At 63.5% G+C, this 23292-nt stretch carries 23 protein-coding genes; 16 read left to right on the top strand and 7 right to left on the bottom strand.

The features are described from left to right. Nucleotide 1 precedes the first annotated feature (1 nt). From J3R84_RS35535 to J3R84_RS35520, 4 genes are read left to right on the top strand one after another with little or no spacing between them, the layout of a single operon-like run. On the top strand, nt 2-937 hold the full coding sequence (locus J3R84_RS35535) for an ABC transporter permease (protein ID WP_025430340.1): 936 nt from the start codon (nt 2-4) through the stop codon (nt 935-937). Continuing rightward, nucleotides 928-1836, top strand: a complete 909-nt coding sequence (locus J3R84_RS35530; RefSeq protein ID WP_203527511.1) for an ABC transporter permease — start codon at nt 928-930, stop codon at nt 1834-1836. The genes J3R84_RS35535 and J3R84_RS35530 overlap by 10 nt, the downstream gene beginning before the upstream one ends. Further along, on the top strand, nt 1829-2824 hold the full coding sequence (locus tag J3R84_RS35525; RefSeq protein ID WP_203527513.1) for an ABC transporter ATP-binding protein: 996 nt from the start codon (nt 1829-1831) through the stop codon (nt 2822-2824). Before J3R84_RS35530 ends, J3R84_RS35525 begins: the two co-directional genes overlap by 8 nt. Then, the gene (locus tag J3R84_RS35520; RefSeq protein WP_025430337.1) at nt 2821-3837 is read left to right on the top strand and encodes an ABC transporter ATP-binding protein; all 1017 of its coding nucleotides are present in this window, start codon (nt 2821-2823) and stop codon (nt 3835-3837) included. The genes J3R84_RS35525 and J3R84_RS35520 overlap by 4 nt, the downstream gene beginning before the upstream one ends. A gap of 178 nt (nt 3838-4015) precedes the next feature. Here J3R84_RS35520 and J3R84_RS35515 read toward each other — a convergent pair whose 3' ends face one another. Then, nucleotides 4016-4948 carry a LysR family transcriptional regulator gene (locus tag J3R84_RS35515; protein ID WP_203527515.1) on the bottom strand — a complete coding sequence of 311 codons (933 nt, stop codon included), beginning with the start codon at nt 4946-4948 and terminating at the stop codon, nt 4016-4018. Between the two features lie 91 nt (nt 4949-5039). Between J3R84_RS35515 and speB the strand changes: the two genes are divergently transcribed. The 5 genes from speB to betA all read left to right on the top strand — a co-directional run bounded on the left by speB (nt 5040) and on the right by betA (nt 11006). After that, the gene (gene speB / locus J3R84_RS35510; protein ID WP_025430335.1) at nt 5040-6011 is read left to right on the top strand and encodes an agmatinase; all 972 of its coding nucleotides are present in this window, start codon (nt 5040-5042) and stop codon (nt 6009-6011) included. A gap of 27 nt (nt 6012-6038) precedes the next feature. Next, entirely contained in the window at nt 6039-7547 is a 1509-nt protein-coding gene (locus J3R84_RS35505) for an aldehyde dehydrogenase family protein (RefSeq protein WP_057207132.1), read from the top strand. 120 nt (nt 7548-7667) lie between these two features. After that, complete coding sequence (locus J3R84_RS35500) at nt 7668-7844, top strand: hypothetical protein (protein ID WP_203527517.1); 177 nt, start codon at nt 7668-7670, stop codon at nt 7842-7844. Beyond that, on the top strand, nt 7841-9304 hold the full coding sequence (locus tag J3R84_RS35495) for a purine-cytosine permease family protein (protein WP_082523542.1): 1464 nt from the start codon (nt 7841-7843) through the stop codon (nt 9302-9304). Before J3R84_RS35500 ends, J3R84_RS35495 begins: the two co-directional genes overlap by 4 nt. A gap of 16 nt (nt 9305-9320) precedes the next feature. After that, nucleotides 9321-11006, top strand: coding sequence for a choline dehydrogenase (betA, locus tag J3R84_RS35490; RefSeq protein ID WP_057207133.1), 1686 nt, complete (start codon nt 9321-9323; stop codon nt 11004-11006). A gap of 132 nt (nt 11007-11138) precedes the next feature. Here betA and pdxR read toward each other — a convergent pair whose 3' ends face one another. Then, the gene (gene pdxR, locus J3R84_RS35485) at nt 11139-12623 is read right to left on the bottom strand and encodes a MocR-like pyridoxine biosynthesis transcription factor PdxR (protein ID WP_203527519.1); all 1485 of its coding nucleotides are present in this window, start codon (nt 12621-12623) and stop codon (nt 11139-11141) included. Between the two features lie 223 nt (nt 12624-12846). On the opposite strand from pdxR, the gene J3R84_RS35480 reads away from it, so the two are divergent. From J3R84_RS35480 to J3R84_RS35455, 6 genes are all read left to right on the top strand, one after another. After that, entirely contained in the window at nt 12847-13965 is a 1119-nt protein-coding gene (locus tag J3R84_RS35480) for an ABC transporter substrate-binding protein (protein ID WP_057216896.1), read from the top strand. Nucleotides 13966-14009: 44 nt separating this feature from the next. Next, nucleotides 14010-14894, top strand: a complete 885-nt coding sequence (locus J3R84_RS35475; protein ID WP_025430329.1) for an ABC transporter permease — start codon at nt 14010-14012, stop codon at nt 14892-14894. After that, the gene (locus J3R84_RS35470; protein ID WP_057207136.1) at nt 14891-15679 is read left to right on the top strand and encodes an ABC transporter permease; all 789 of its coding nucleotides are present in this window, start codon (nt 14891-14893) and stop codon (nt 15677-15679) included. Before J3R84_RS35475 ends, J3R84_RS35470 begins: the two co-directional genes overlap by 4 nt. A 2-nt stretch (nt 15680-15681) precedes the next feature. Next, nucleotides 15682-16740 (top strand): ABC transporter ATP-binding protein, encoded by a 1059-nt coding sequence (locus tag J3R84_RS35465; protein WP_203527521.1) that lies wholly within the window; start codon nt 15682-15684, stop codon nt 16738-16740. 63 nt (nt 16741-16803) lie between these two features. Next, nucleotides 16804-17826 (top strand): sugar phosphate isomerase/epimerase family protein, encoded by a 1023-nt coding sequence (locus J3R84_RS35460; RefSeq protein ID WP_082523543.1) that lies wholly within the window; start codon nt 16804-16806, stop codon nt 17824-17826. Continuing rightward, the gene (locus J3R84_RS35455; RefSeq protein ID WP_203527523.1) at nt 17823-18614 is read left to right on the top strand and encodes an inositol monophosphatase family protein; all 792 of its coding nucleotides are present in this window, start codon (nt 17823-17825) and stop codon (nt 18612-18614) included. Before J3R84_RS35460 ends, J3R84_RS35455 begins: the two co-directional genes overlap by 4 nt. Nucleotides 18615-18749: 135 nt before the next feature. On the opposite strand, the gene J3R84_RS35450 is transcribed toward J3R84_RS35455, so the two are convergent. Together J3R84_RS35450 and J3R84_RS35445 are read right to left on the bottom strand one after the other, a co-directional pair. Beyond that, nucleotides 18750-19124 (bottom strand): VOC family protein, encoded by a 375-nt coding sequence (locus J3R84_RS35450; RefSeq protein WP_057207140.1) that lies wholly within the window; start codon nt 19122-19124, stop codon nt 18750-18752. A gap of 351 nt (nt 19125-19475) precedes the next feature. Continuing rightward, nucleotides 19476-20180 (bottom strand): SDR family oxidoreductase, encoded by a 705-nt coding sequence (locus tag J3R84_RS35445; RefSeq protein ID WP_203527588.1) that lies wholly within the window; start codon nt 20178-20180, stop codon nt 19476-19478. A 107-nt stretch (nt 20181-20287) separates the two neighbouring features. Between J3R84_RS35445 and gcvA the strand changes: the two genes are divergently transcribed. Continuing rightward, a complete protein-coding gene (gene gcvA, locus J3R84_RS35440; protein ID WP_203527525.1) occupies nt 20288-21217 on the top strand; it encodes a transcriptional regulator GcvA in 930 nt (309 codons plus the stop codon). A 204-nt stretch (nt 21218-21421) separates the two neighbouring features. On the opposite strand, the gene J3R84_RS35435 is transcribed toward gcvA, so the two are convergent. The 3 genes from J3R84_RS35435 to J3R84_RS35425 form a co-directional block, all read right to left on the bottom strand. Further along, the gene (locus J3R84_RS35435) at nt 21422-22291 is read right to left on the bottom strand and encodes a DMT family transporter (protein ID WP_057221071.1); all 870 of its coding nucleotides are present in this window, start codon (nt 22289-22291) and stop codon (nt 21422-21424) included. 328 nt (nt 22292-22619) lie between these two features. Continuing rightward, nucleotides 22620-22811, bottom strand: a complete 192-nt coding sequence (locus J3R84_RS35430) for a hypothetical protein (RefSeq protein WP_057216906.1) — start codon at nt 22809-22811, stop codon at nt 22620-22622. Nucleotides 22812-22997: 186 nt separating this feature from the next. Continuing rightward, on the bottom strand, nt 22998-23243 hold the full coding sequence (locus tag J3R84_RS35425) for a DUF982 domain-containing protein (protein ID WP_025430319.1): 246 nt from the start codon (nt 23241-23243) through the stop codon (nt 22998-23000). Nucleotides 23244-23292: the final 49 nt, after the last annotated feature.

Below are 23292 nucleotides of genomic sequence, written 5' to 3'. Positions count from 1 at the left end.
TTTGATCCACTTCATCAGCAAGCGGCTGAAGCATTCCCTGGTCCTTCTGTTCATGGCGTCCCTGGTTTGCTTCACACTCGTGGTGTCGGCACCCGGCAATGTTGCGGTTCTGATCGCGGAGCTTCGCGGGGCGGTCGCTACACCGGGCTATGTCGAACAGGTCGCCGAAGAGATAGGACTGCACAAGCCACTGCTGATGCGCTACGTGGATTGGCTTGGCGATGCTGTTCGCGGCGACTTCGGCATTTCCTACAGAACAGGACAGGACGTCAGCGCAGACCTGGCGAACCGGATGCTCGTGACCGGGCTCCTGATTGCAGGCTCGGCTGTGATCGCCGCCCTCATCAGCCTGGCTTTGGGTTTCCTCGGGGCCTTCTGGCCCTACAAACTGCCGGACCGCGTATCGCGCGGTCTGGCGCTCCTCGGCGCATCGACGCCGACGTTCTTCGTCGGGGCGCTGATGATCTATGGCTTTTCCGTCACCTTCCAGCTTCTACCGTCGTTCGGTTTCAACGGCCCCAAAAGCTGGATCCTGCCATGGCTCACCGTCGCCGTTCTGCCGGCCGCCGTCCTCAGCCGCGTCGTGCGGGTCGGTCTGGAGGAAGCGATGACGAGCCCCTTCGTTCTGACCGCCAAGAGCAAGGGTCTTGGTCGCACGGCCATATTGCTCCGTGAGGCGTTGCCCAACATCACGCCCCTCTTCATCAACGCCCTCGGCACCCAGGTCGGGCTGATGACGGCCACTGCGATCATCGTCGAACCGCTTTTCGCCTGGCAGGGTCTTGGGGATTACTTCCTCGCCGGCGTCCGCTTTCGCGACTTCATGGTGGTGCAGGCATGCCTGCTCATCTTCCTGACCTTCTTTATCGTGGTGAATCTGATCGTCGATCTAGCGGTTCTTTTGACCGATCCGCGCATTCGCCGCCAATGGAGCTGATCATGAACATGCCCAATCCTATCCTGGCCCGATTGAACAAGATGCCGCGGGCGACCTTGATTACCATCGGCCTATTCGTTGCTCTGGGTACTTTCGCGCCCTGGCTGGCGCCCCAGGACTCGAGCGCCCAAAACCTGCTGGAGGCCGGTCTCGGGCCAACGGCCGCACACTGGCTCGGAACCGATCACCTCGGTCGTGATACGTTTAGCCGTCTGATTATCGCTGCGAACACGTCGCTGGTGAGCGTCGGCTCGGTTCTCGGTATCGCCATGACCATCGGTATCGTGCTCGGAACGATCGCTGGTTACCACCGGGGCTGGGTGGACGACCTCCTGATGCGCATCGTTGATGTGGGCCTGTCCGTACCGAGCCTGATCATCTCGCTGGCCGTGATCGGGATCGTCGGTCCCGGATACTGGACGATGGTGCTGGCGCTGGCACTTGCCTGGTGGCCCATGAGTGGGCGTATCAGCCGCGCCGTGGCAGTCAGCATCATGAGTAAGCCTCATATCGAGGCGCTGCGGGTGCTGGGAGCCAGTCCCTGGCGCATCTATTTCGGCCATCTCCTCCCCGGTACGATCGGTTCGGTGATGGTCTATGCGACGGCAGACGCCGGCACTGCCGCTCTGGCGGTTGCGACGCTGAGCTTCCTTGGCCTCGGCATTCAGCCGCCAACGCCGGAATGGGGCCAGATGCTCGTCGACGCGTTGCCCTATCTCGAATCCGACCCGCGTCAGGTTCTGCTGCCGGGGCTTGCCCTCACGGCCGCCGTCATCGGCTTCAACACCCTCGGGGAGTCCATCGCTCTCAACCGCATTCCAAAACCGCTCACTCGGCGCATGCTCGCAGCGCGTCGGCTTGAGGTCGCAAGCTGGGGCAAGGAGAATTCCGATGCGTGACGAGCCGCTCCTGAACGTCAGCAATCTGACGGTCGACCTCCTAACCGCGAAATCGGCGGTCCGCCCCGTCGACGGTGTCAGCTATTCGGTCCGGCAGGGTGAATGTCTCGCCATCGTCGGCGAAAGCGGCAGCGGCAAGACGGTGATGAACTTCGCACCGCTTGGCCTGATGCCGACGGGCGTGTCGACGATGCTCTCCGGCTCCGTCAAGCTGGAGGGGCGCGAATTGATCGGCCTGCCCGAGCCCGAGATCCAGAAGCTTCGCGGCAAGTCCGTCGGCTTTATCTTCCAGGATCCGATGAGCGCTCTCAACCCGGTGCGCCGGATCGGGCGGCAGATTGCCGAGATGGCCGAATTGCATCTCGACATGACGCCGAGGGCAGCCGAGGCACGTGCCCTCGAGCTCGTGAAGCTTGTCGGGATCTCCGATCCCGTGGCCCGGCTCCGGCAATACCCGCACGAGCTTTCGGGCGGGTTGAGGCAACGCATCGTCATCGCCATTGCCCTTGCGGGCGAGCCGAAGCTGCTGATCGCCGACGAGCCGACGACAGCTCTCGACGTGACGGTTCAGGCGCAAATCTTGCGGCTGCTGAAGGACGTGCAGCGTCGTCTCAACATGGCGATGGTGCTGATCACGCACGACATGGGGGTGGTCGCGGGTGCCGCCGACAACATCGTCGTCATGTACGCGGCGCGTGCCGCCGAATGCGGTCCGGTGGACAAGGTCCTCGTCAGCCCGCGTCACCCCTACACCAGGGGGCTGATCAACGCGATACCGAGGCGGGAGGATCCAATTGGGTCGGAGTTTCGAGGGCTCCCCGGCATTCCGCCGACGCTCGGCGCGCCGATCAAGGGCTGCGCCCTTGCGCCGCGTTGCGAGCTTGCCGTCCCCGCCTGCAGCAATAGCCGCCGCCCTTTGGTCCGGTCGGACGACGGTGCGGTTCTCGTGGCTTGCCCCGTCGTCAATCAAGGAAAGGCTGCCGCATGACACACGCACCGGTTCTTAAAGTCGAAAATCTCCAGACGCGCTTCAAGAGCGTTCAGCGGGGCAAATTTGTCCATGCCGTCGACGATGTCTCGATCGAACTCTATCCCGGTGAGATCGTCGGGCTGGTCGGTGAATCCGGCTGTGGCAAGTCGACGCTCGGGCGCACCATTGTCGGGCTCGAGAAGGCGAGCAGCGGACGGGTGTTGCTCGACGGCGTCGACCTCAGCGGCCTTTCAGGCGCGGCCCTGCGCGATAGCCGTAGGGCACTGCAATACGTCTTCCAGGATCCCTATTCGTCCTTGAACGATCGCCAGACGGTGGGGGAGGCCATCGATGAAGCGCTTGTCATCGCCGGCACCAGATCGCCCGAGGAGCGGGATCGTCGCACGAAGGAGCTTCTGGATCAGGTCGGTCTGGCGTCCGCGGTCAGGGACCGTCACACGCGCGAGCTCTCGGGTGGTCAGCGCCAGCGCGTGGCAATCGCCAGATCGCTCGCCGTCAACCCGCGAGTGCTGATCTGCGACGAGCCGGTGAGCGCACTTGATCTTTCCATTCGTGCGCAGGTGATGAACCTGTTCCTGCGCCTGCAGAAGGATCTGGGCGTGGCATGCCTGTTCATCGCCCATGATCTTGCATTGGTGCGGCAGGCGGCTTCGCGGGTCTATGTGATGTATCTCGGCAAGATCGTCGAGCATGGTCCGTCCCAGGAACTTTACGACCATCCGGGCCACCCCTATTCGCAGATGCTGCTGGCGTCAGCACCGGAGGTGGATCCGCGTGTCGAGAAGCTCCGCAAGGGGCCGTTGATGATTGGCGAAGTCCCCAGTCCGACAAACCCACCGTCCGGCTGCCGGTTCCGAACGCGCTGCCCCCTGGCGGTGGACGACTGTGCCAAGGCTATACCGCCGTCCCATGGCCTTTCGCCGGGCCACAGCGCCGCCTGCATTTTTGCGCGGGATCTTCATCGAGGCAAGCGATCGGCGCTCCTTCAGCCCGAGGCATCGGTCGCGTGAAGCGCGAGGGCTGCTCGCCGACGAAGCGTGGTCGGCGGCTCTTTCTGCGACTTTAGAAGTTGCCATTCCCTCGCGTCCCCCTGATCAGGACGCGCGCCTGCCCCGCCATCAGGCGGGGCTTTTTTTTGTCCGACAATCGCTCAATCCAGATCCGCCATTTCCCAGAACGTCATCGGTGTCAGCTCGGCTTACGCACGCTTTCGGTAATCGCCTGCGCCATGGTCTCGGCTGCCCGGGAGGGTTTGTTGCGCGGGTAGGCGATGTGGAAGAGGTCTTCGAAGCTCATGCGCTCGGGGGCGAGCAGCCGCAGGCGGCCATCGCGCACCCATTCGTCTGCGTAGTGGTCGGGCAGGAAGCCGATATAGGCGCCGGATAGGAGCAGCAGCAGGGTCCCTTCCATATGCGGGGTCGCGGCCGCCCAGGTGAAGTTCACGCCGCAGATCGTCTCGTTCAGCATGTAGGTGCGCCCGGCGAAGGATTGTGTCTCCAGAACGGCGTCGGTTAGGTCGCCATCGGGTGTCGCGAAGAGCGGATGCCCCTCGGCGCAGTAGAGCTTCTGCATCTCGGAAAACGCCGGCTGGCTGCGGAAATGCGGCGTGACGCGGCCGACGGACGGCATGAGCACGATCTGGTAGGTGCCGTTCAGCAGGCCCTGATGCAGTACCTGCGGCGCGGCGACGTCGATTTCCAGGTGCACCCGCGGCGCCTTGGCATGAAAGGCGGCGAGCGCGCCCTGGAGGTCGAGGTTGCGGTTGGTGATCATGGCGTCCACGGTGCCGAAGCTGAGGCTGCCGGTAAGCTCTCCCTGCGCCTCGCCGATACGGCCCTGGAATTTTTCCAGCGAGCCGAAGAGTTCGAGGGCCGCTTCGTAGACGAGCCGCCCCTCGTCGGTGAGCAGGAAGCCGCCGCGTCCACGGCTGCACAGGCGCAGGCCGAGACGTTCTTCCAGATGGCGCATATGGGTGGAGATCGTCGCCTGCGTCATGCCCAGCGCTGATTGCGCGGCGGAAAAACCGCCGTGCTGCACGACCGAAGCGAAGACCCGCAGGAGCCGAAGCTCGGCATCGCCGAGCGAGAGATGGAGGACGCGGTGGCGGACCTTGTTGATCATTCATTGATTAATGCACAAGTGAACATGCAATCATAGATGCTTTTAAATGTATCTCCCTCCGGCACACTCCTTCCACCTATGGAGGGGTGACATGGCCAGCAATTCCTACGAAACCGGACGTTTGAACCTGCCGTTCGTCGGCATCTGCACGTTCGGCAAATATCCCTATCAGCCGGACTGGGACGCCATCGACGCCGATGTGGCGATCCTCGGCGCGCCGTTCGACTGCGGCACGCAGTGGCGGGCGGGCACCCGCTTCGGTCCACGCTCGATCCGCGAAGCTTCGACGCTGTTTTCCTTCGGCCACGGCGGCGCCTACGATCACGAGGACGACGTCACCTATCTGCCGAGCGGTGAGGTCTCGATCGTCGATATCGGCGATGCTGACATCGTCCACACCGACACGATGAAGAGCCACGCCAATATCGAATTCGGCGTGCGCAAGATCCTGGCTGCCGGCGCGCTGCCGGTGGTGCTGGGCGGCGACCATTCCGTCAACATCCCCTGTATCAATGCCTTTGCCGAGGACTGCGAAAAGAACGGCCCGATCCACATCGTCCAGATCGACGCCCATCTCGATTTCGTCGACGAGCGCCATGGCGTGCGCTACGGCCACGGCAACCCGATGCGCCGCGCCGCCGAAAAGCCCTATGTCAGCGGTCTGTCGCAGTTCGGCATCCGCAATGTCTCCTCCACCGCCAGGGAAGGCTACGAGGATGCCCGCAAGATGGGCTCCGACATCCTCTCGGTGCGCCAGATCCGCGCGCTCGGCACGGATGCGGTGGCCGAACGGGTGCCGCCCGGCGCACGCTACTACGTCACCATCGACATCGACGGCTTCGATCCGTCGATCGCGCCGGGCACCGGCACGCCGTCGCATGGCGGATTCATCTACTACGAAGTGCTGGAAATTCTCGCCGCGCTTGTCAAGCGCGGCACGGTCGTCGGCATCGATCTCGTAGAGGTTGCACCGGACTACGATCATTCCGGTTCAACATCCACTTTGGCCGCACAGGTGCTCATGAACCTCATCGGTCGCGTCATGCATGCAAGGGGAACGTGAGGCCCAGGCCCACGAGGAGGACACGACATGGACGAAAACGTCCGCAATTATCTGGATCAATACGGCGTCAGCGACGCGACCCGGCGGTTTCTGGCGAAGCCCCAGAAGATGTTCATCGACGGAGCCTGGGTCGACAGCGGCAACGGTGCAACCTTCGACGTTTTCGAACCTTCCACGAGCGGCCTGGTAACCCGGGTGCCGTCAGGCACGACCGAGGATCTCGACCGCGCCGTCAAGGCCGCGCGCCGCCAGTTCGATGGGGGCGCCTGGCGCCGCCTCAAGCCGCTCGAACGCGAGCGCCTGATCCACCGCCTCGCAGACCTGATCGAAGCGCACGCCGACGAACTGGCGGAGATCGAAGCCATCGACATGGGCAAGTCGGTGACATTCGCCAGAGAGGTCGACGTTCAGGGCACGATCGATACCTTCCGATATTTCGCCGGCTGGGCCTCCAAGTTGCATGGGCGCACGGTCGAGCCGTCCCTGCCGGGCAATTACCTGGCCTATACCCGCAAGGAGCCCCTGGGCGTCGTCGCGGCCATCGTGCCGTGGAATTTCCCGCTCCAGACCATGGCCTGGAAGCTTGCAGCTGCCCTTGCAGTCGGCTGCACCACTATCGTCAAGCCGGCCGAGCTGACCTCGCTTGCGACCCTGCGCTTCGGCGAACTGGTGCAGGAAGCCGGCATTCCGGACGGTGTGGTCAACATTGTAACGGGCCGGGGCAGCGTGATCGGCGCGGCCATGTCGGCCCACCCCGGCATCGACAAGGTCACGTTCACCGGCTCGACGCCGGTCGGCCAGGAGGTCGGGCGCACGGCCGTCGGGCATCTCAAGCATGTGACGCTGGAACTGGGCGGCAAATCCCCCGTCCTGGTGCTCGACGATGCGGATCTGGCAAGTGCGGCCCGCGCGGTGGTCAACGGCGTATTCTTCAACTCCGGACAGGTCTGCGACGCCGGCACGCGCGTCTATGTCCAGCGCTCGGTCCATGACGCCTTCCTCGACGAATTGGTCGCCGTCACCCGCACGCTGAAGGTCGCGCCCGGACTGGACCGCGACTGCTATATCGGCCCCCTGGTGTCGGCGCAGCAGAAGAAGGTCGTTTCTGCGTATATCGAGGCCGGCCGCCGCGAAGGCGCCGAACTGATCCATGGGGGCGGCAGCCCCGATCGGCCGGGCCATTTCATCGAGCCCGCCATCTTCGCCCGCTGCAAACCCGAGATGAGCATCGTGCGGGAGGAGATTTTTGGCCCGGTGCTTGTAACCGATGCCTTCGACGAACTGGACGACGCGGTCGCGCTGGCGAACGACTCCGCTTTCGGCCTCGCCGCCGCCATCTACTCGAACGACTTGTCCCGTGTGCATGGGCTTATTCCGCGCCTTAACGCCGGCTCGATCTACGTCAACGCCCACAGCACCATCGATCCCTCCATGCCGTTCGGCGGCTTCAAGGCATCGGGCTTCGGCAAGGATCTGGGGCCGGAGCAGCTGGATTACCTGATGGAAACGAAGGCTGTCTGGATCACGCTGCCATGAGGCCCTGACCCATCGCCCGGCCGTCGCCCATGGGCGGCCGGTTCCAAGGATCGGCGGCTGATGGAGCCGCATTTCTCGCGGAAAGACGCCAGAAGGCGCGACGCGACAAGGGGAACGACAATGGAAGACAACGATACCGCCTGGCAAAACGAGCTGGCGCGCCGCGCCCGCATCTATGAGGATATCGAGGCGGGGCACCGCTTCGAGGGCACGATGACTGTGCTCGACTATACCGGCATGACCGTGTTGACGGTCGTGCTCGTCGCCGCCTTCTGGATCTGGGGGGGCCTGAGATGACCGATCATGTCGCCCGTGGCGGTCTCTCGGCCGCAGAAATCGAACGCGAGGACGCCGCCCGCCACAGCGCCGCTGCCGAGCGCGGTGATGCGCCGCTCCTGCCCTCCGAAAGGCTCTGGGGCTTCTGGGAATTCACCTATGCCAATTCGGCGCTTGCCATCGCCACTTGGGCCTTCCTCATTGGCGGCGCGATTGGCCTGTTCGTCGGGCCGAAGGAAGGTATCGCCGCGATCGTCATCGGCAACATCGTTGGCGTGGTGCTGACGTCGCTCGCTACCACCTGCATGTCCGGGCGCTACGGTGTCGAACAGTTCATCGCGCTGCGCAGCCAGTTCGGCTACAACGGTAGCCGTGTTGTCTACGTTCTGGCCGTGGTGCTGCTCACCATGGGCTGGCTGGCGGTGCTCGCCATGATGTTCGGCCGCTCGATCGACGGCCTGATGGCCCTCAGCGCCGGTGAGGCGGCCAACCCGACTGGCGTCAAGATGGTCATTGCCGCGATCGGCGCCATCCTCGTCACCTGGTTCATCGTCGCCAAGGGCCCAACCTCGATCAAGTTCTTCAACATGGTCGTGTCACCGGCCCTGGTGATCCTGATGGGCGTGATGCTCTACCTCATCCTCAGTCAGCGGTCTTTCAGCGAGCTTCTGGCGCTGCCGGCGCTCGATCCGCCCTTCGAGGACAACACGCTGAACTTCATCGTCGCGGTGGAGGTCAATCTGGCCGCCGGCTTCTCCTGGTGGCCCTATATCGGCAACCTGGCGCGCCTCACCAAGAACGAACGCACCGCCTTCTGGCCGAACATCCTCGGCATCTTCGGGGCGGCTGCCCTTGGCGAAATCGTCGGTCTGCTTGCGGCCGTCTCACTCGGCGAAAGCGATCCGACGATCTGGATGACCAAGATCGCCGGCCCGGTCATCGGCATCATTGCCCTGCTCTTCGTCGCCTTCGCCAACATGACCTCGATGGCGAACATCCTCTACACCTCCATCGTCGGGCTGCGCCAGGTCGGCACGGCGTCAGTGCGCCGCATTCCCTGGGGCACCGTCCTCTTCCTGTTCTGCCTCATCCCGCTCGGCCTGGTGGTGTTCTATCCGCAGATGTACGACGGCTTCTTCATTTTCCTCGTCTGGACCTCGGCGCTCAACTCTGCGCTCGCCGGCATCGGCATCGTCGATTACTTCTTCCTGCGCGGCCAGAAGCTCGACATGCGCAGCCTGCATGGCCCCCAGCAAAACGGTCCCTACCGCTTCTGGGCCGGCTTCAATCCCATTGGGCTCCTCGCCCTTGCCGTCGGCTGCATCGTCTACGTCGTCATCTTCAATCCGCAGACGCTCGCGAGCCTGCCGGCCTTCAAGTACCTGACCGCCTCCATACCCGCCTGTGTCGCTGCAGGTGCGGTCCACTACGTCCTGACCCGGCTCTTCGCCCGCGGGCGCGGCTGGGGCCAGTATCCGTAACCTTGGGAAAACCGTCATGACCGACACATACGACTACATCATCATCGGTGCCGGTTCGGCTGGCTGCGTGCTCGCCAACCGGCTCTCGGAAGACCCGGCCACGAAGGTCCTCGTGCTGGAATACGGCGGCAGCGACAAGTCGATCTTCATCCAGATGCCGACGGCGCTCTCCATCCCGATGAATGGCACGAAGTACAACTGGAAATACATGACCCTGCCGGAACCCGGCCTCGACGGTCGCCGGGTACACTGCCCGCGCGGGAAAGTCATCGGCGGTTCGTCCTCGATCAACGGGCTCGTTTACATGCGCGGTCACGCCCGCGACTTCGACGAGTGGGAGGAGCGCGGCGCGCGCGGCTGGCGCTATGCCAATTGCCTGCCCTATTTCCAGCGTGCCGAAAGCTGGCAGGACGGGGGCGACGCCTATCGCGGCGCTTCCGGTCCGCTCGCCACCAACGCCGGCAACCGCATGCAGAACCCGCTCTACCGCGCCTTCGTCGATGCCGGCCGCGAGGCCGGCTACATCGCCACCGACGACCCGAACGGCCATATGCAGGAAGGCTTCGGGCCGATGCACATGACGGTGAAGGACGGCGTGCGCTGGTCGACAGCCAACGCCTATCTGAAGCCGGCGATGAGCCGGCCGAACCTCACGGTCATAACCCACGCCATGACGCGTCGCGTGATCCTTGAGGGGAAACGCGCCGTCGGTGTCGAATATGAGTTTGGCGGCACGCGCGTCGTGGCGAAGGCCAGCCGCGAGGTGCTGATCTCCTCCGGTCCGATCGGCTCTCCGCACCTGCTGCAACGCTCTGGCATCGGGCCGGCGGCGGTGCTGCGAAAGGCGGGTGTCGCGGTGCTGCACGATCTGCCGGGCGTCGGCGAAAACCTGCAGGACCATTCCGAGGTCTATATCCAATATGCCTGCAAGGAGCCGATCACGCTCAACGGCAAGATGGGCCTTCTCAGCCGTGCCCTGATCGGTGCGGAATGGCTGCTGTTCAAGAAGGGACTTTCAGTCTCCAACCATTTCGAGAGCGGCGGTTTCATCCGTTCCGATGTCGCGCTCGAATGGCCGGACATCCAGTTTCATTTCCTGCCCGCCGCCATGCGCTACGACGGCAAGAAGCCGCTCGAGGGCCACGGCTTCATGGTGCTCACCGGGCCGAACAAGCCGAAGAGCCGGGGCCATGTCCGTCTGCGTTCGCCGGAGGCGCACGAGCAGCCGGACATCCTCTTCAATTATCTCGACCGCGAGGAGGACCGCGAAGGCTTCCGCCGCTGCCTGCGACTGACGCGCGAAATCATCGCCCAGCCGGCCTTCGACCGCTTCCGTGGCGAGGAGATCGCTCCCGGCACCAATGTGCGCAGCAATGACGAGATCGACGCCTGGGTGCGCGAGACGATGGAAAGCACCTATCACCCCTGCGGCTCCTGCCGCATGGGCGAGGATGCCATGGCGGTGGTCGACAGCGACCTGAAGGTGCGCGGCATCGCGGGACTGCGGGTCATTGACAGTTCCGTCTTCCCCACGGAGCCGAACGCCAATCTCAACGCGCCGACGATCATGCTGGCCGAGCGCGCCTCCGACATCGTGCGCGGCAAGCCGATGCTCGCCGCCTCCAATGCGGACGTGGGTATTGCGCCCGGCGTCGGGGTGACCCAGCGCAGCGGTACGCCCGTGCGCGCCGTCCGGCACTGAGATCGGGGGCGGAGATGTTGCGCGGCATAGGCTATGTCATTGCCCGGCGGGATTGCGATGACCCAGCGGAGCCGCAGGATTGGGCTATCGCCATCGAGGCGTTCCTGAGCCGCTTGGTCGCCCGTTGCGCCGTCATGTGCGGGCGATCGCCTCGGCGAGGCGAAGAAGGTGAGGCTTCATGCGGTCTGTCGGAACGCCCGCATAGCCGAGGATGAGGGCGCCCGGCCGGGGTGTTGCGATCGTATAGTCGGACAGTGGGTAACATTGCAGCCCGGCATCGCGGACGGCGGCGTGCACGGCCCGGTCGTTCCGGCCATCCTCCAGCCAGGCAAGCGCGTTGAGCCCGCTGTCGGAGCAGTCGATGCGCGCGAGGCCGGCGAGCGTCGCCCGTCCGGCCTCCACGAACACCGCGCGGCGCTCCGCATAGAGGCCGCGCATGCGGCGCAGGTGGCTGGCAAAGTGGCCGCCGCCGATGAATTCGGCAAGGGCGAGCTGGGTTTCCACCGGGACGCTGCGGTGGATCAGTCCCGAAAGGCTGCGGAAGGAGCCGACGAGCTGCGGCGGCAGCACGAGATACCCGACGCGAATGCCGGGATAGAGCGCCTTGCTGAAACTGCCCGCATAGATGACCCGGTCATGGCTGTCGATGGACCGCATGGAGGGCAGCGGTGCGCCGTCGTAGCGGAATTCGCTGTCATAATCGTCCTCGATGATCCAGGTGTCGTTCGTTCGTGCCCATTCCAGGAGCGTGAGCCGGCGCGGCAGCGACAGCGTCACCCCGAGCGGGTGGTGACGCGACGGCATGACGAAGGCGAGACGCGCGTCGGGATGGCGCGCCATGGCGCCCGCGATGTCCATGCCGTCGGCGTCGACATCGGCAGGGCAGAGGCGCAGCCCGAGCGTTCGAAACAGGTTGCTGGTCGTCACCGGGCCGGGATCCTCGAACCAGATGCCGTCGCCGGGATCGGCCAGCGCGAGCGCAGCGAGCGTGAAGGCGGCATGCCCGCCAGGGGTGATGACGATCTGTTCCGGATCGCAAGGGTCGCGCCGGTGAAGCGCCAGATATTCGGCGATCCTCTGGCGCAGCACCAGCTCGCCGGCGATATCGCCATAGCCCATGGCCACCGCCTTGCCGCTGCGCGTTACCGCATTCCAGCACTTGCGCCAAACGGCGAAGGGAAAGCGGTCGAGCGCCGGTTGGTTGGGCAGGAAGGGCTTATGCTCCATCTGGCCGATTTCGGCCGACACCTCGCGCGACAGTTCGCCGATCCGCGACAGCCGGGGCGCTGCGATATCCGATGCGTCGCCACGGACAGGTGTGAGGCGCGGTTTCGTCAGTTGGCGCGGCAGGGCCGCCGAGACGAAGGTGCCGGCGCCCTGCCGCGCTTCCAGATATCCCTCCGCCCTCAGGTTCTCCAGCACGCGCACCAGGGTCTGGCGCGACAGGTCCAGTTCCTCGGCAAGGATGCGGCTTGCCGGCAGGCGCGTCCCCGCGCGCAGGTGCCCGCGCAGGATCGCCATGCGCAATTGGTCCTGCACCTGGCGGAATTTCGGCAGGGCGCTTGCAGCGTCGAGGCGAAGGAAGGGCAGGATCGGGCCTTCGAACTGTTTGGCCAAGGCGTGCCTCCGAAAATTGGTACAGTCAAATGCACCATAATGGACGTTTGATTGTTGTCCAATTGTTACATCCTGCCCTTACATAAAAACGCACCGATGCAGCTCCCGAGGACGCAGACAGGTGCAAGGGGAACCGGACGGGCGGCGACGCCGACGACCGGATGCAATGACAGCACGCAGCCATCGCCCACGAACCGTCACAGACGGTCAACAGGAGGACTCCATGAAACGCTACGTATCCCGCGCCGCGAGCCGCGCGTTCGTCTCCACGCTTGCCCTTGCGGTCGCGCTACCGGGGCTTGCCCGTGCGGAAGCCCCGCAGGACCTCGTGGATGCCGCCACCAAGGAAGGCATGCTGACGGTGATCGCGCTGCCACATGACTGGTGCAATTACGGCGAAGTCATTACCGGCTTCAAAGCCAAGTATCCGGGCATCACCGTCAACGAGCTGAACCCCGACGCCGGCACAGCCGATGAGTTGGAAGCGATCCGGGCCAACAAGGGCAATACCGGTTCGCAGGCGCCCGATGTCGTCGACCTCGGCCTCGCCTTCGCGCCGGCCGCCGCTGCAGAGGGCCTGCTTCAGCCCTACATGGTGGCGACCTGGGACGAGATCCCGGCCAACATCAAGGACGAAAAGGGCTATTGGTACGGCGACTACTACGGCGTCATGGCCTTCGGCGTGAACAAGGACCTGCTTGCAACTGCGCCGGCCGACTGGTCGGATCTCGCCAAGTCCGAATACTCCGGCGCCGTGGCGCTGACGGGCGATCCGCGCTCCTCGGCGCAGGCGATCCTCGCGCTGATGTCGGCGGGCGTTTCGCGCGGTGCCAAGCCCGGTGCCGATTCCGGCGCCAAGGGGCTGGAACTCTTCGCGGAGCTGAACAAGGCTGGCAACTTCGTGCCGGTACTCGGAAAGGCCGGCACCATCGCGCAAGGCCAGACCCCGATCGTCGCGGCCTGGGACTACAACCTGCTCGCCTGGCGCGACGGCCTGAAGGGCAACCCGCCAATGGATGTGGTCGTTCCGGCAAGCGGCGTGGTGGCCGGTGTCTATGTGCAGGCGATCTCGGCCTATGCGCCGCACCCCAACGCCGCCAAGCTCTGGATGGAGTATCTCTATTCCGACGAGGGCCAGATCGGCTGGCTGAAGGGCTACTGCCACCCGGCGCGCTTCAACGCCATGCTGAAGGCCGGCAAGTTCCCCCAGGCGCTTCTGGACAAGCTGCCGCCGGCGGAAGCCTATGAGAAGGCCATCTTCCCGAGCGTCGAGGAGCTCTCCGCCAACAAGACCGCCATCGTCGAAGGCTGGGACAAGGTCGTCGGCGCCAACGTGAAATAGGGTTCGCGTTTGCTACAGAGGCTCCACCCTCAGGGAAAAATCCGATGACGACAAGCGCCGCATCCCTGCCGGCCGCCCTCAGGCCGCGGCAGGTTCGCAATTGGTTCGGGGTTGCCCCCTTCTTCATCTTCGCTCTGCTTTTCCTGATCCTGCCGACGTTCAACATCGTCGTCGGCGCGTTCCGCAACACGGACGGGCAGGCAACGCTGGAAAACATCGGCAAGCTCTTCTCGCCGTCGATCCGGGGAGCCTTCTGGATCTCCATCGAACTCAGCCTGCTGACGGCGGTGCTCGGCTGCGTGATCGGTTTCCTCATAGCCGCCGCCATCTCGCTCGGCGACCTGCCGCGCCCACTGCGCAACGGGATACTCACCTTTTCCGGCGTCGCCTCGAATTTCGCCGGCGTGCCGCTCGCCTTTGCCTTCATCGCCACACTCGGTCGCCTCGGTTTCGTGACGATGCTGCTGCGCAACTGGTTCGGCATCAACCTCTACGGCTCCGGCTTCAACATCGTCTCGTTCCTCGGCCTGGCACTCACTTATCTCTATTTCCAGATCCCGCTGATGGTGCTGATCATCACGCCGGCGCTGGACGGGTTGCGGCGCGAATGGCGCGAGGCGGCCGAAAGCCTCGGAGCGAGCGGCTTCCAGTATTGGCGCCTGGTGGCGCTGCCGGTGCTCTGGCCGTCGCTGCTCGGCACGCTGGCCCTGCTCTTCGCCAATGCCTTCGGCGCCGTTGCAACCGCCATCGCGCTCACCGGCTCGTCGCTCTCCATCGCGCCCATCGTGCTCTTCGCTCAGATCCGCGGCGACGTGCTCAACGATCCGCACCTCGGTTATGCCATCGCCTTTGCCATGATCGTTTTGACCGGCATCGCCAACGGCATCTACATCCTCCTGCGCATGCGCGCCGAACGGTGGGTAAAATGACGGGAAAACGCCTCTGGTCCTGGCTCGCCGTTGCTCTCGGCGGGCTCTATTTCCTGCTGCCGCTGCTCGGCATGTTCGATTTCTCGATGCGCATGACGCGCGGCGAATACAGTTTCGAGGCCTACCGTGTCGTGCTGGCCGATCCGCAGTTCCAGCAGACCTTCGGCTATTCGGTCGTACTGGCGCTCCTGACCATCGTGCTCGGCATCCTGATCGTCGTGCCGACGGCCTATTTCGTCAGGCTGCGCCTACCGGGCCTGCGCCCGGTCGTGGAATTCATCACGCTGCTGCCGCTGGTCATTCCGCCGATCGTCATCGTCTTCGGCTATATCCGCATCTACAACACCTCCTCGATCCTGCCGCTGACCGGAAGCTGGTGGGGCACGAACATCCTGCTGCTGTTCGGCTACGCGACGCTGTCGCTGCCCTATATGTACCGCTCGGTGGACACCGGTCTTCGCACCATCGACATCGCGAGCCTCACCGAGGCGGCGCAAAGCCTCGGGGCAGGCTGGGCGCGCATCCTCGCTGCCGTCATCCTGCCGAACGTCTTCGTCTCGGTCATGTCGGGGGCGTTCCTGACCTTCGCCATCGTCATCGGCGAATACGTCTTCGCAGCACTCCTCAACGTCAATTCCTTCGGTCCCTACATGGTCTGGATGGGCGGCAACCGGGCATACGAGCCCTCGGCACTCGCCGTGGTCGCCTTCGCCATCACCTGGGCCTGCATGGGATTGATGCAGCTTTTCACCCGCTTTTCCAAATTCTCCACCGCGAGGCGCTGACCATGGCCTTTCTCGACATTCATCATCTGGAAAAATCCTTCGGCGCGGCGCGCGTCGTCAAGGATTTCAATCTTGGCATCGAAAAAGGCGAGTTCGTCTCCTTCCTCGGTCCTTCCGGCTGCGGCAAGACCACGGTGCTGCGCATGGTGGGGGGGTTCGAAACGCCGACTTCCGGTTCGATCCGCATCGACGGGCGGGACGTGACGCGCATTGCCGCCAACCGGCGCAACATCGGCATGGTGTTCCAGGCCTACGCGTTGTTCCCCAACCTGACGGTGGCCGACAATATCGGCTTCGGCCTCAAGGTGGCGGGCGAGGGCAAGGCCGCGATCCGCACCCGGGTCGCCGAGATGCTTGAGCTGATTGGCCTGCCGCAGCTGGGCGGCCGCTATCCCTTCCAGCTGTCCGGCGGCCAGCAGCAGCGCGTGGCGCTGGGCCGCGCGCTTGCCGTGCGCCCGCAGGTGTTGCTTCTCGACGAGCCGCTCTCGGCGCTCGACGCGAAAATCCGCGTCAGCTTGCGCGAAGAGATCCGCCGCATCCAGCGCGACCTCGGCATCACCACCATCTTCGTCACGCACGACCAGGAAGAGGCGCTCTCCATGTCGGATCGCGTCGTGGTCATGCATCAGGGCGTGGCCGACCAGGTCGGAACCCCGTTCGAGATCTACAACCGGCCGACAACGCGCTTCGTAGCCGAGTTCGTCGGCACGCTGAACCTCATCGACGCCGAGCTCACGGACGCCGCTGCCGGCCGGATCCGGCTGGGCGACGTGCCGGTGGCGCTGAACCGGACGCTGGCGGGGCGTTCCGGCGACCGCATCAGCCTGGCGCTCAGGCCGGAAACGGTGGCGTTGGGGCGCAAGGAGGACGGCAATGTCGTTCTCTCCGGCCATATCGCCGAGGTGCATTTCCTCGGTTCGGTGATCCGCGTCCGCGTCGCGGTTGCCGGCCAGCTCCTCTCGCTCGATACGTTCAACCAGCCCGACAGGCCGCCGCCGGCGATCGGCGCGCCAGTCGAGGTCAGCGTTTCGGATCGCGACCTGCTGGTGCTGGCCGCCTGACGACGGCGGATCGCCCTTCAACCAACACGATTATCTTGCGGAGGAACCGGCACCGTGACGGATATGCCATGGAACGCCATGCCGCGCCCGGACTGGCGGGCGAGAATTGCAGCCCTTGCCGCTGAAAGCCGCGGCCGACTTGCCGCGCGGGCGAGGAGCGCCCCGCTGTTTGCGCATGCCTATGCCTTTCATCTCAACATGCGCTTCGGCGGCATGACGCCGCTGCATCTCATCGAATTCGCCCATGCGCAGCAGCTTTGCGGCATCAAGATCCATATTGAGGACGGCGAAGAGGCAAGCCTGAGCCGGATGCCGGACGCGGCTCTGCAAGCCTTTGCGGGGGCTGTCGGGCGCCACGGGCTGGAACTGCATGTCGAGACCAGCACGACGGAAGCGGCCGGGCTTTCGGATGCCGTGCGCATCGCGCTTGCCGCCGGCGCCACCTCGCTGCGCTGCTATCCGCGTTACGAGGGTCGCATTTCGGAGATCGTCGAGTGGACGATCGCAGACCTGCGGCGCCTTGTCGACTTCGATCCGCAGGCACGGCTGCGCTACACGCTCGAACAGCACGAGGACCTGACATCCGGGGAGCTGATCCGTATCCTGCGGGCCGTCGACAACCCGCGCCTCGGCCTGCTGTTCGATTTCGGCAACATGATCAACGCCTACGAATTGCCGCTGCCGGCGCTGGCGCTGCAGGCGCCCTACATTGCCGAAGTGCATGTGAAGGATTGCCTCGTCCAACCGGATCGTGGCGGCTGGGCTCATCTTGCCTGCCTGTCCGGCGAAGGGCATCTGCCGATGGCGGCGATGTTTGTGGAATTGCTGCTTCTGGGCGAAGACCGACCGCAGGTTCTGGCCTTCGGGCTGGAGGAGGAAGAAGGGTATTTCGCGCCCGCCCTGCGGTTGCCTTCGGATGAGCCGGACCCGTTCATTGCCGCCCGCCCGGCGAGCTTCACCGATATCGGGCCAGGCAACCTGACGGCGCGTCTGCGGCAGGAGGCCGCCGCCGCCCAAAGACAGGTCGAGACCGTCAGAACCCTGTTGCGCGAGATCGCGACCGAAGCCGAAAGGAACCAAGCATGACGCCTGCACAGACCTGCCCGCCGGCCTTTCTGGCGCTCGCCCACGCCATGGCGGACGCTGCCGCCGATGTCATCCGCCCGTATTTCCGCCAGCGCCTTGCCATCGACGCCAAGGCCGATGCCAGTCCCGTAACCATCGCCGACCGCGATGCGGAAGCAGCGATGCGGCAACTGATCGAGGTCCATTTCCCCGATCACGGCATCAGGGGCGAGGAGTTCGGCGCCTGCCGGACGGATGCCGAATGGATCTGGGTGCTTGATCCCATCGACGGCACGAAATCCTTCGTCTCCGGCTCGCTCGCCTTCGGCACGCAGATCGCCCTTCTTTATCGCGGTGAACCCGTACTCGGCATGATCAATCAGCCGATCACGGGCGAACGCTGGCTTGGCCTGTCCGGCACGCCGGCGACCCTCAACGGGGACCCGATCCGCACCGGCGATCGAGCGGCTATCGATCAGGCGGTTCTCTACACCTCTGCTCTGGAACAGTTCGACCGCGAGCGCCACGGCCAATTCGCCGTGTTGGCCGCAAAGGTCCACTTCACCCGGTTTTCGCACGACTGCTACGCTGCCGGCCTCCTGGCCCTAGGCGGCATCGATCTCCTCCTCGAAAGCAATGTCTTCGACTACGATATTTTGCCGCAGATCCCGATCGTGCTCGGCGCCGGCGGCATTGTGACGGATTGGGAAGGCAGACCACTAGCGGACGCGCGCCGATATGATGCGGTGCTGATGGCGGCGAACGAAAAAATCCATCGGGCAGCGCTGGAGGCTCTTTGTCGAGCGTGATGTCCGACGCGGAACCCAGCCAAGGCGTTGATCCGGTCTCGGTTTTTGGGTCTGGAAGCAGACGGTCAACGCTTGGCATGAGCGGTGGCGGCCGGTGGGGGAAGCCCGCTTGTGGACGTCGCCGCGATGGAGGGGTTAGGCCCCCGGTTCGTGGCAAACCACTTCGATATTGTGCCCGTCGGGGCCAATGACGAAAGCTGCATAGTAGTTCGCGTGGTAGTGCGGGCGCAGACCGGGCGCACCGTTGTCTTTGCCACCGGCCTGCAGAGCCGCGCGATAGAAAGCTTCGACTTGCTGGCGATTGTCGGCCGTGAACGCCAAATGAAGATGCGCCGGCTTCTCCTCGGTTTGGTACAGGCACAGTGAAGCCTTACCCTTTGGGCTAAGCTCGACACCGTATGTCGGCGGTCCCTCCGCGACGACAGCTACACCGAGCGGCTCGAGTGCGCTCAGGAAGAACGCTTTGCTCGCTGCATAGTCGCTCACTCCGAATTTGACGTGGTCAAACATGAGTTCTCCTGAAATGTGTCGGCCTGCCTCACGGAGAAGCAGCCGGAGCGTGCCGCTTGCTGCGCCTTGCGCTTGCGCTGCAAAGCGGTCCTTCGCGGCCGTTTTGCGGGTCAGAGCTTAATGGCATGTCTCAGCCATCAATGGCAAGGAACAGGGGCGGGGTGCCCAGAAGGGTAGCGCCCCAATGAGTGAGCCCGCAGGGCACGCAGACTGAGCCGGCCATTGAGGTTGTACAGGCCCGTAGACCGGGCCGGTAAGATGCCGGTCTCTCAGGCCTGGATGGAGGAAATCTGGATCCCACCCAACAATCGTTGACCCCAACCTTCTCACATGACGATCCGACAGCAGCGATCACACGGAGCGCGTGATGCCGCCGTCAACACGAATGTTCTGGCCCGTGATGTAGGCCGCACCATCGGAGGCAAGAAATGCCACCGTTGCGGCGATTTCGTCGCTGGTGCCATACCTTTTCATAGGCACGCCCTCGCGCCGTTCCTCGGTGGCCGGAAGGCTGTCGATCCAGCCGGGCAGGATATTGTTCATGCGGATATTCTCGGCCGCATAGGTGTCGGCAAACACCTTCGTGAAGGATGCAAGACCCGCGCGCGCCACCGCCGAGGTCGGAAACATGGCGCTTGGTTCGAATGCCCACGCGGTGGAGATGTTTATGATCGAGCCGGATTTCTGGCCTTGCATTATGGGCGTTACCAGCCGTGTCGGTCGCACGGCATTCAGGAAGTAGACGTCGATTCCGGTGTGCCAGTCCTCATCCGTAATCTCAAGGATCGGCTTCCTCGGCCCATGCCCGGCGCTGTTCACCAGCACGTCGATCCGGCCCCAACGGTCCACCGTACCATTCACCAGGCGCTTCAGGTCATCGTTGGATTGGTTCGATCCGGTGAGGCCAAATCCGCCGAGTTCCTGCGCCAGCGCCTCTCCCTTGCCCGAGGACGACAGGATGGCCACCTTGAACCCGTCAGCGGCCAGACGCCGGGCCGAGGCCGCACCCATACCAGAACCACCCGCCACGACGATCGCCACTTTTTCTGCTGACATATTCGTTTCCTTCATCGGGATTTGCGTTAATTGACCACAGTGATAGCATCTTTCGTCTAGGCTCACGAACCAGAACAACACTTATCATCCAGTAGAAAAACTATCGCATGGCTGACGGTAATCGGCGACTTCCGCCGCTGAACGCATTGCGTGCCTTCGAGGCCGCATCGCGACATCTGAACTTCCGCCTCGCCGCTGAAGAGTTGGGAGTGACGCAGGGTGCAGTCGCGCAGCAGGTGCGCGGTTTGGAAACCTCCCTCGGCCTGAAGCTGTTCGAGCGCCATACGCGGACGCTTGCGCTCACCGACGTTGGGCGCAGCTATGTGGGCAATATCAGCCGCGCCTTCGAACTGATTTCCGATGCGACGGAAGCCCTGAAACCCGAACCACGCCATCTGACCATCAGCGTGACGCCCACTTTCGCATCGCGCTGGCTGATCCCACGGTTGCCGGACTTCACGGAGATGCATCCCGACATCGGCCTGCGCATTCTGGCGACCGACCGGATCTCCAATTTCCAAACCGACGCCGTGGACTTAGCGGTGCGCTACGGGCGTCCGCCCTTCGGACCGGGTCTGATCGCCGACCTCCTGTACGAAAACGTGATCGTTGCTGTCGCAAGCCCTCTATTGATCGAGAAGCTGGGACCGCCAACACAGCCCGAAAATCTCAGGCATTATGCGTTGCTACATGATGCCCATGATTTCTGGCCCCAGTTTCTGGATCTTGCCTTTCCCGCAGGGGTCGCCACCTCGGGCAAGAACATCCGGTTCAACCAAACCTCGCTCGCGATCGAGGCAGCGGCGGCCGGGCAGGGCCTCGCTCTCGCCAGCCTGTTCTTCGTGACGGACGATCTGGGTTCCCGTCGTCTTGTCCGCCCGTTCACGCCAGAATTGCGCGTTGGAGCGGACTTCTATCTGGTCTCGCCTCGCAAGCCGCGCCACCCGGCCGCTGTTCTGGAGGTTCGAGAATGGATGAGCGCGGCCAAGGCGGGTAGGATGGGCTGCGACATCGGATCGATCACAGCGGTTATGTGATTGTGTTCCCGCCATCGCGGTTGGACGTTTTGCAACGTCGCGGCACAGGGACTTTTGCCGCCGCCGATTGTCTCTCTTGCTCCGCTCCTCTCGTTGTTATGCCTTTCTTGGAAAAAGGTATAACTCGAATGAAAACATACCAACGTCGAAGTCACCCGCCGCGAGGCACTGGCCTTTGGACGCGGATGGCGCCCACAATCCTGACTACGACCGCTTCGTCAATTGATGTTCTCGCCAGATGGTGAAAAGGCCCGCGCCGACGACGATGAGAGCGCCTGCGATCATGTTGTGCGTTAAATTCTCGTCGAACAACATCACAGCTACAATGACATTGAGAACCAGCTGAAAATAGGTGACAGGCTGAACTTCGGCGGCAGGCAGCAGCCCATACGCCCTGATCAGGAAGTAGTGACTGAGCGTACCGCAGACGCAAAGCGCTGCCAGCGCAAGCCAGTCGAAAGTCTGGACTTCGGTCCAATAGAAGGGGCCAATGAGCGAAATCGCCAGAGCTCCGACGACCCCGGCATAAAAAAGGCTTGTGACTGCCGAATCCTCATGGCTGACCGCGCGGGTGGCGATGCTGTAGAGCGCAAACAGCACGGATGCTGCAAGCGGCAGAAGAAGCGACATGTCGAAGTGAACATCTACGGGATTTATGATCACCAAAACGCCAATCAGCCCAACCAGTACCGCGGTCCCGCGCCGCCATCCTACCGTCTCTCCCAGCAGCGGAATTGACAGGACCGTGACGATCAGCGGCGTTGCCTGGAAGATCGACTGGCTCATCGCGAGCCCGGCATGAACGTAGGAAAAGACGATGATGACGATTTCCGCGACGAGCAAAAGTCCGCGTGCGATCTGTAACCAAGGATGACGCGTCTGAACGGCGCGGCGATATCCGCCCGGTGACGATGCGGCGAAACAGAATACGAAGAGCGCAAACGCCCAGAACCGTATCATGGTTATGAAAAGCGCCGGGTAACGATCACCAAGGTACTTGGTGATGGCGTCCTGGGCGGCGAAAATGCAGATCGCCAGAAAGGCGAAGAGGTAGCCGCGGGTCTTGGAGCTCATCTCACATACACTCAGAATCGTTGACGATCCTGAGTAGCATAGTCCTTGGGTCAAAGTCCGGTGCAAGCCGGCATGTTGTCGACGGCGCGGTGATGAAGCCAAGGTTTGCAATCGTCACTCGGTCGCGTGCGGCCGCGCCGGTCGACGCCAAGCCCTCCCTTTTCTCGCATAAGGTTCGAGGGGAGGCGTCGCGGACCACTTTTCACACTACTGCCTGTTTCCCTAAATCCAACGATAAAAACATGCAGCAATTCAAAGTGCTACAGCGAACTTTGCCGTCTTATTAGACTAGCGGCGCTGTAGCCAGACGATCTGCACAGCAGTTGGGTTAACGGAAGCGCGGTCGTTTGGGCGGGGCGTTGGTTTCGAGCTCATGCCTGCTCGCGAACTTGCCCAACAGGGAAAGGAGCTTGCCCTGATCCTTGCTGCTTATGCTGTGGCGGATACAATGCTCCACGACGTCGAACACAGGTTGGTGGGGCTGTGAATTCAGCTTTTGATCGTTAATATGTTTGGACATGATCGTACCTCCGGCCAAATAACGCCGGGACGGGCAGACAAGTTCCCTGCGGGCGGCCGCTTTCGACGCCTCGCCAACGCCTCGGCCGCCAGGGCTGGTCGCATCGGGCCCCGCATTCCAATTGAACCTGCGGACATGTGTGGGACATGGTCGATCGCGGTGCGAGCGCGGGGCGACAGCGTGATGTCAGTGCAGTTTTGTAATCTTAGCCTCGGCAATTGCCTCCACAAACGCCTCGCGGGCTTGTTCCCAAGGGTAGGTACCAAGCATTGCGTCCGTGCACTTGTTGAGGGCGTCGGTGAAGGCGACACCATAGTCTACCGGCCAGCTGTCGTTAAGCAAAGTAGCTGCCCGCGCGGGCGTCCAAACCATCTGCACGCCGTCGAGGTCGGGAAGCTGGATGATGACGCATTCGTTCCAAGTTTCGATCATCGCCCTGTCCTTTTCTTCGCAGGGATAACGATCGGATGCAGCCTTCGTT

This window comes from Ensifer canadensis (assembly GCF_017488845.2).
GTDB classification, from domain to species: domain Bacteria; phylum Pseudomonadota; class Alphaproteobacteria; order Rhizobiales; family Rhizobiaceae; genus Ensifer; species Ensifer canadensis.
This window is presented reverse-complemented; position numbering and strand designations above follow the sequence as displayed.

Coding starts and splice junctions, on each gene's coding strand:
- J3R84_RS35530 (WP_203527511.1), top strand. CDS start 928: ATGGAGCTGATCATGAACATGCCCAATCCTATCCTGGCCCGATTGAAC.
- J3R84_RS35525 (WP_203527513.1), top strand. CDS start 1,829: ATGCGTGACGAGCCGCTCCTGAACGTCAGCAATCTGACGGTCGACCTC.
- J3R84_RS35520 (WP_025430337.1), top strand. CDS start 2,821: ATGACACACGCACCGGTTCTTAAAGTCGAAAATCTCCAGACGCGCTTC.
- J3R84_RS35515 (WP_203527515.1), bottom strand. CDS start 4,948: ATGATCAACAAGGTCCGCCACCGCGTCCTCCATCTCTCGCTCGGCGAT.
- speB (WP_025430335.1), top strand. CDS start 5,040: ATGGCCAGCAATTCCTACGAAACCGGACGTTTGAACCTGCCGTTCGTC.
- J3R84_RS35505 (WP_057207132.1), top strand. CDS start 6,039: ATGGACGAAAACGTCCGCAATTATCTGGATCAATACGGCGTCAGCGAC.
- J3R84_RS35500 (WP_203527517.1), top strand. CDS start 7,668: ATGGAAGACAACGATACCGCCTGGCAAAACGAGCTGGCGCGCCGCGCC.
- J3R84_RS35495 (WP_082523542.1), top strand. CDS start 7,841: ATGACCGATCATGTCGCCCGTGGCGGTCTCTCGGCCGCAGAAATCGAA.
- betA (WP_057207133.1), top strand. CDS start 9,321: ATGACCGACACATACGACTACATCATCATCGGTGCCGGTTCGGCTGGC.
- J3R84_RS35480 (WP_057216896.1), top strand. CDS start 12,847: ATGAAACGCTACGTATCCCGCGCCGCGAGCCGCGCGTTCGTCTCCACG.
- J3R84_RS35475 (WP_025430329.1), top strand. CDS start 14,010: ATGACGACAAGCGCCGCATCCCTGCCGGCCGCCCTCAGGCCGCGGCAG.
- J3R84_RS35470 (WP_057207136.1), top strand. CDS start 14,891: ATGACGGGAAAACGCCTCTGGTCCTGGCTCGCCGTTGCTCTCGGCGGG.
- J3R84_RS35465 (WP_203527521.1), top strand. CDS start 15,682: ATGGCCTTTCTCGACATTCATCATCTGGAAAAATCCTTCGGCGCGGCG.
- J3R84_RS35460 (WP_082523543.1), top strand. CDS start 16,804: ATGCCATGGAACGCCATGCCGCGCCCGGACTGGCGGGCGAGAATTGCA.
- J3R84_RS35455 (WP_203527523.1), top strand. CDS start 17,823: ATGACGCCTGCACAGACCTGCCCGCCGGCCTTTCTGGCGCTCGCCCAC.
- J3R84_RS35450 (WP_057207140.1), bottom strand. CDS start 19,124: ATGTTTGACCACGTCAAATTCGGAGTGAGCGACTATGCAGCGAGCAAA.
- J3R84_RS35445 (WP_203527588.1), bottom strand. CDS start 20,180: ATGTCAGCAGAAAAAGTGGCGATCGTCGTGGCGGGTGGTTCTGGTATG.
- gcvA (WP_203527525.1), top strand. CDS start 20,288: ATGGCTGACGGTAATCGGCGACTTCCGCCGCTGAACGCATTGCGTGCC.
- J3R84_RS35435 (WP_057221071.1), bottom strand. CDS start 22,291: ATGAGCTCCAAGACCCGCGGCTACCTCTTCGCCTTTCTGGCGATCTGC.
- J3R84_RS35430 (WP_057216906.1), bottom strand. CDS start 22,811: ATGTCCAAACATATTAACGATCAAAAGCTGAATTCACAGCCCCACCAA.
- J3R84_RS35425 (WP_025430319.1), bottom strand. CDS start 23,243: ATGATCGAAACTTGGAACGAATGCGTCATCATCCAGCTTCCCGACCTC.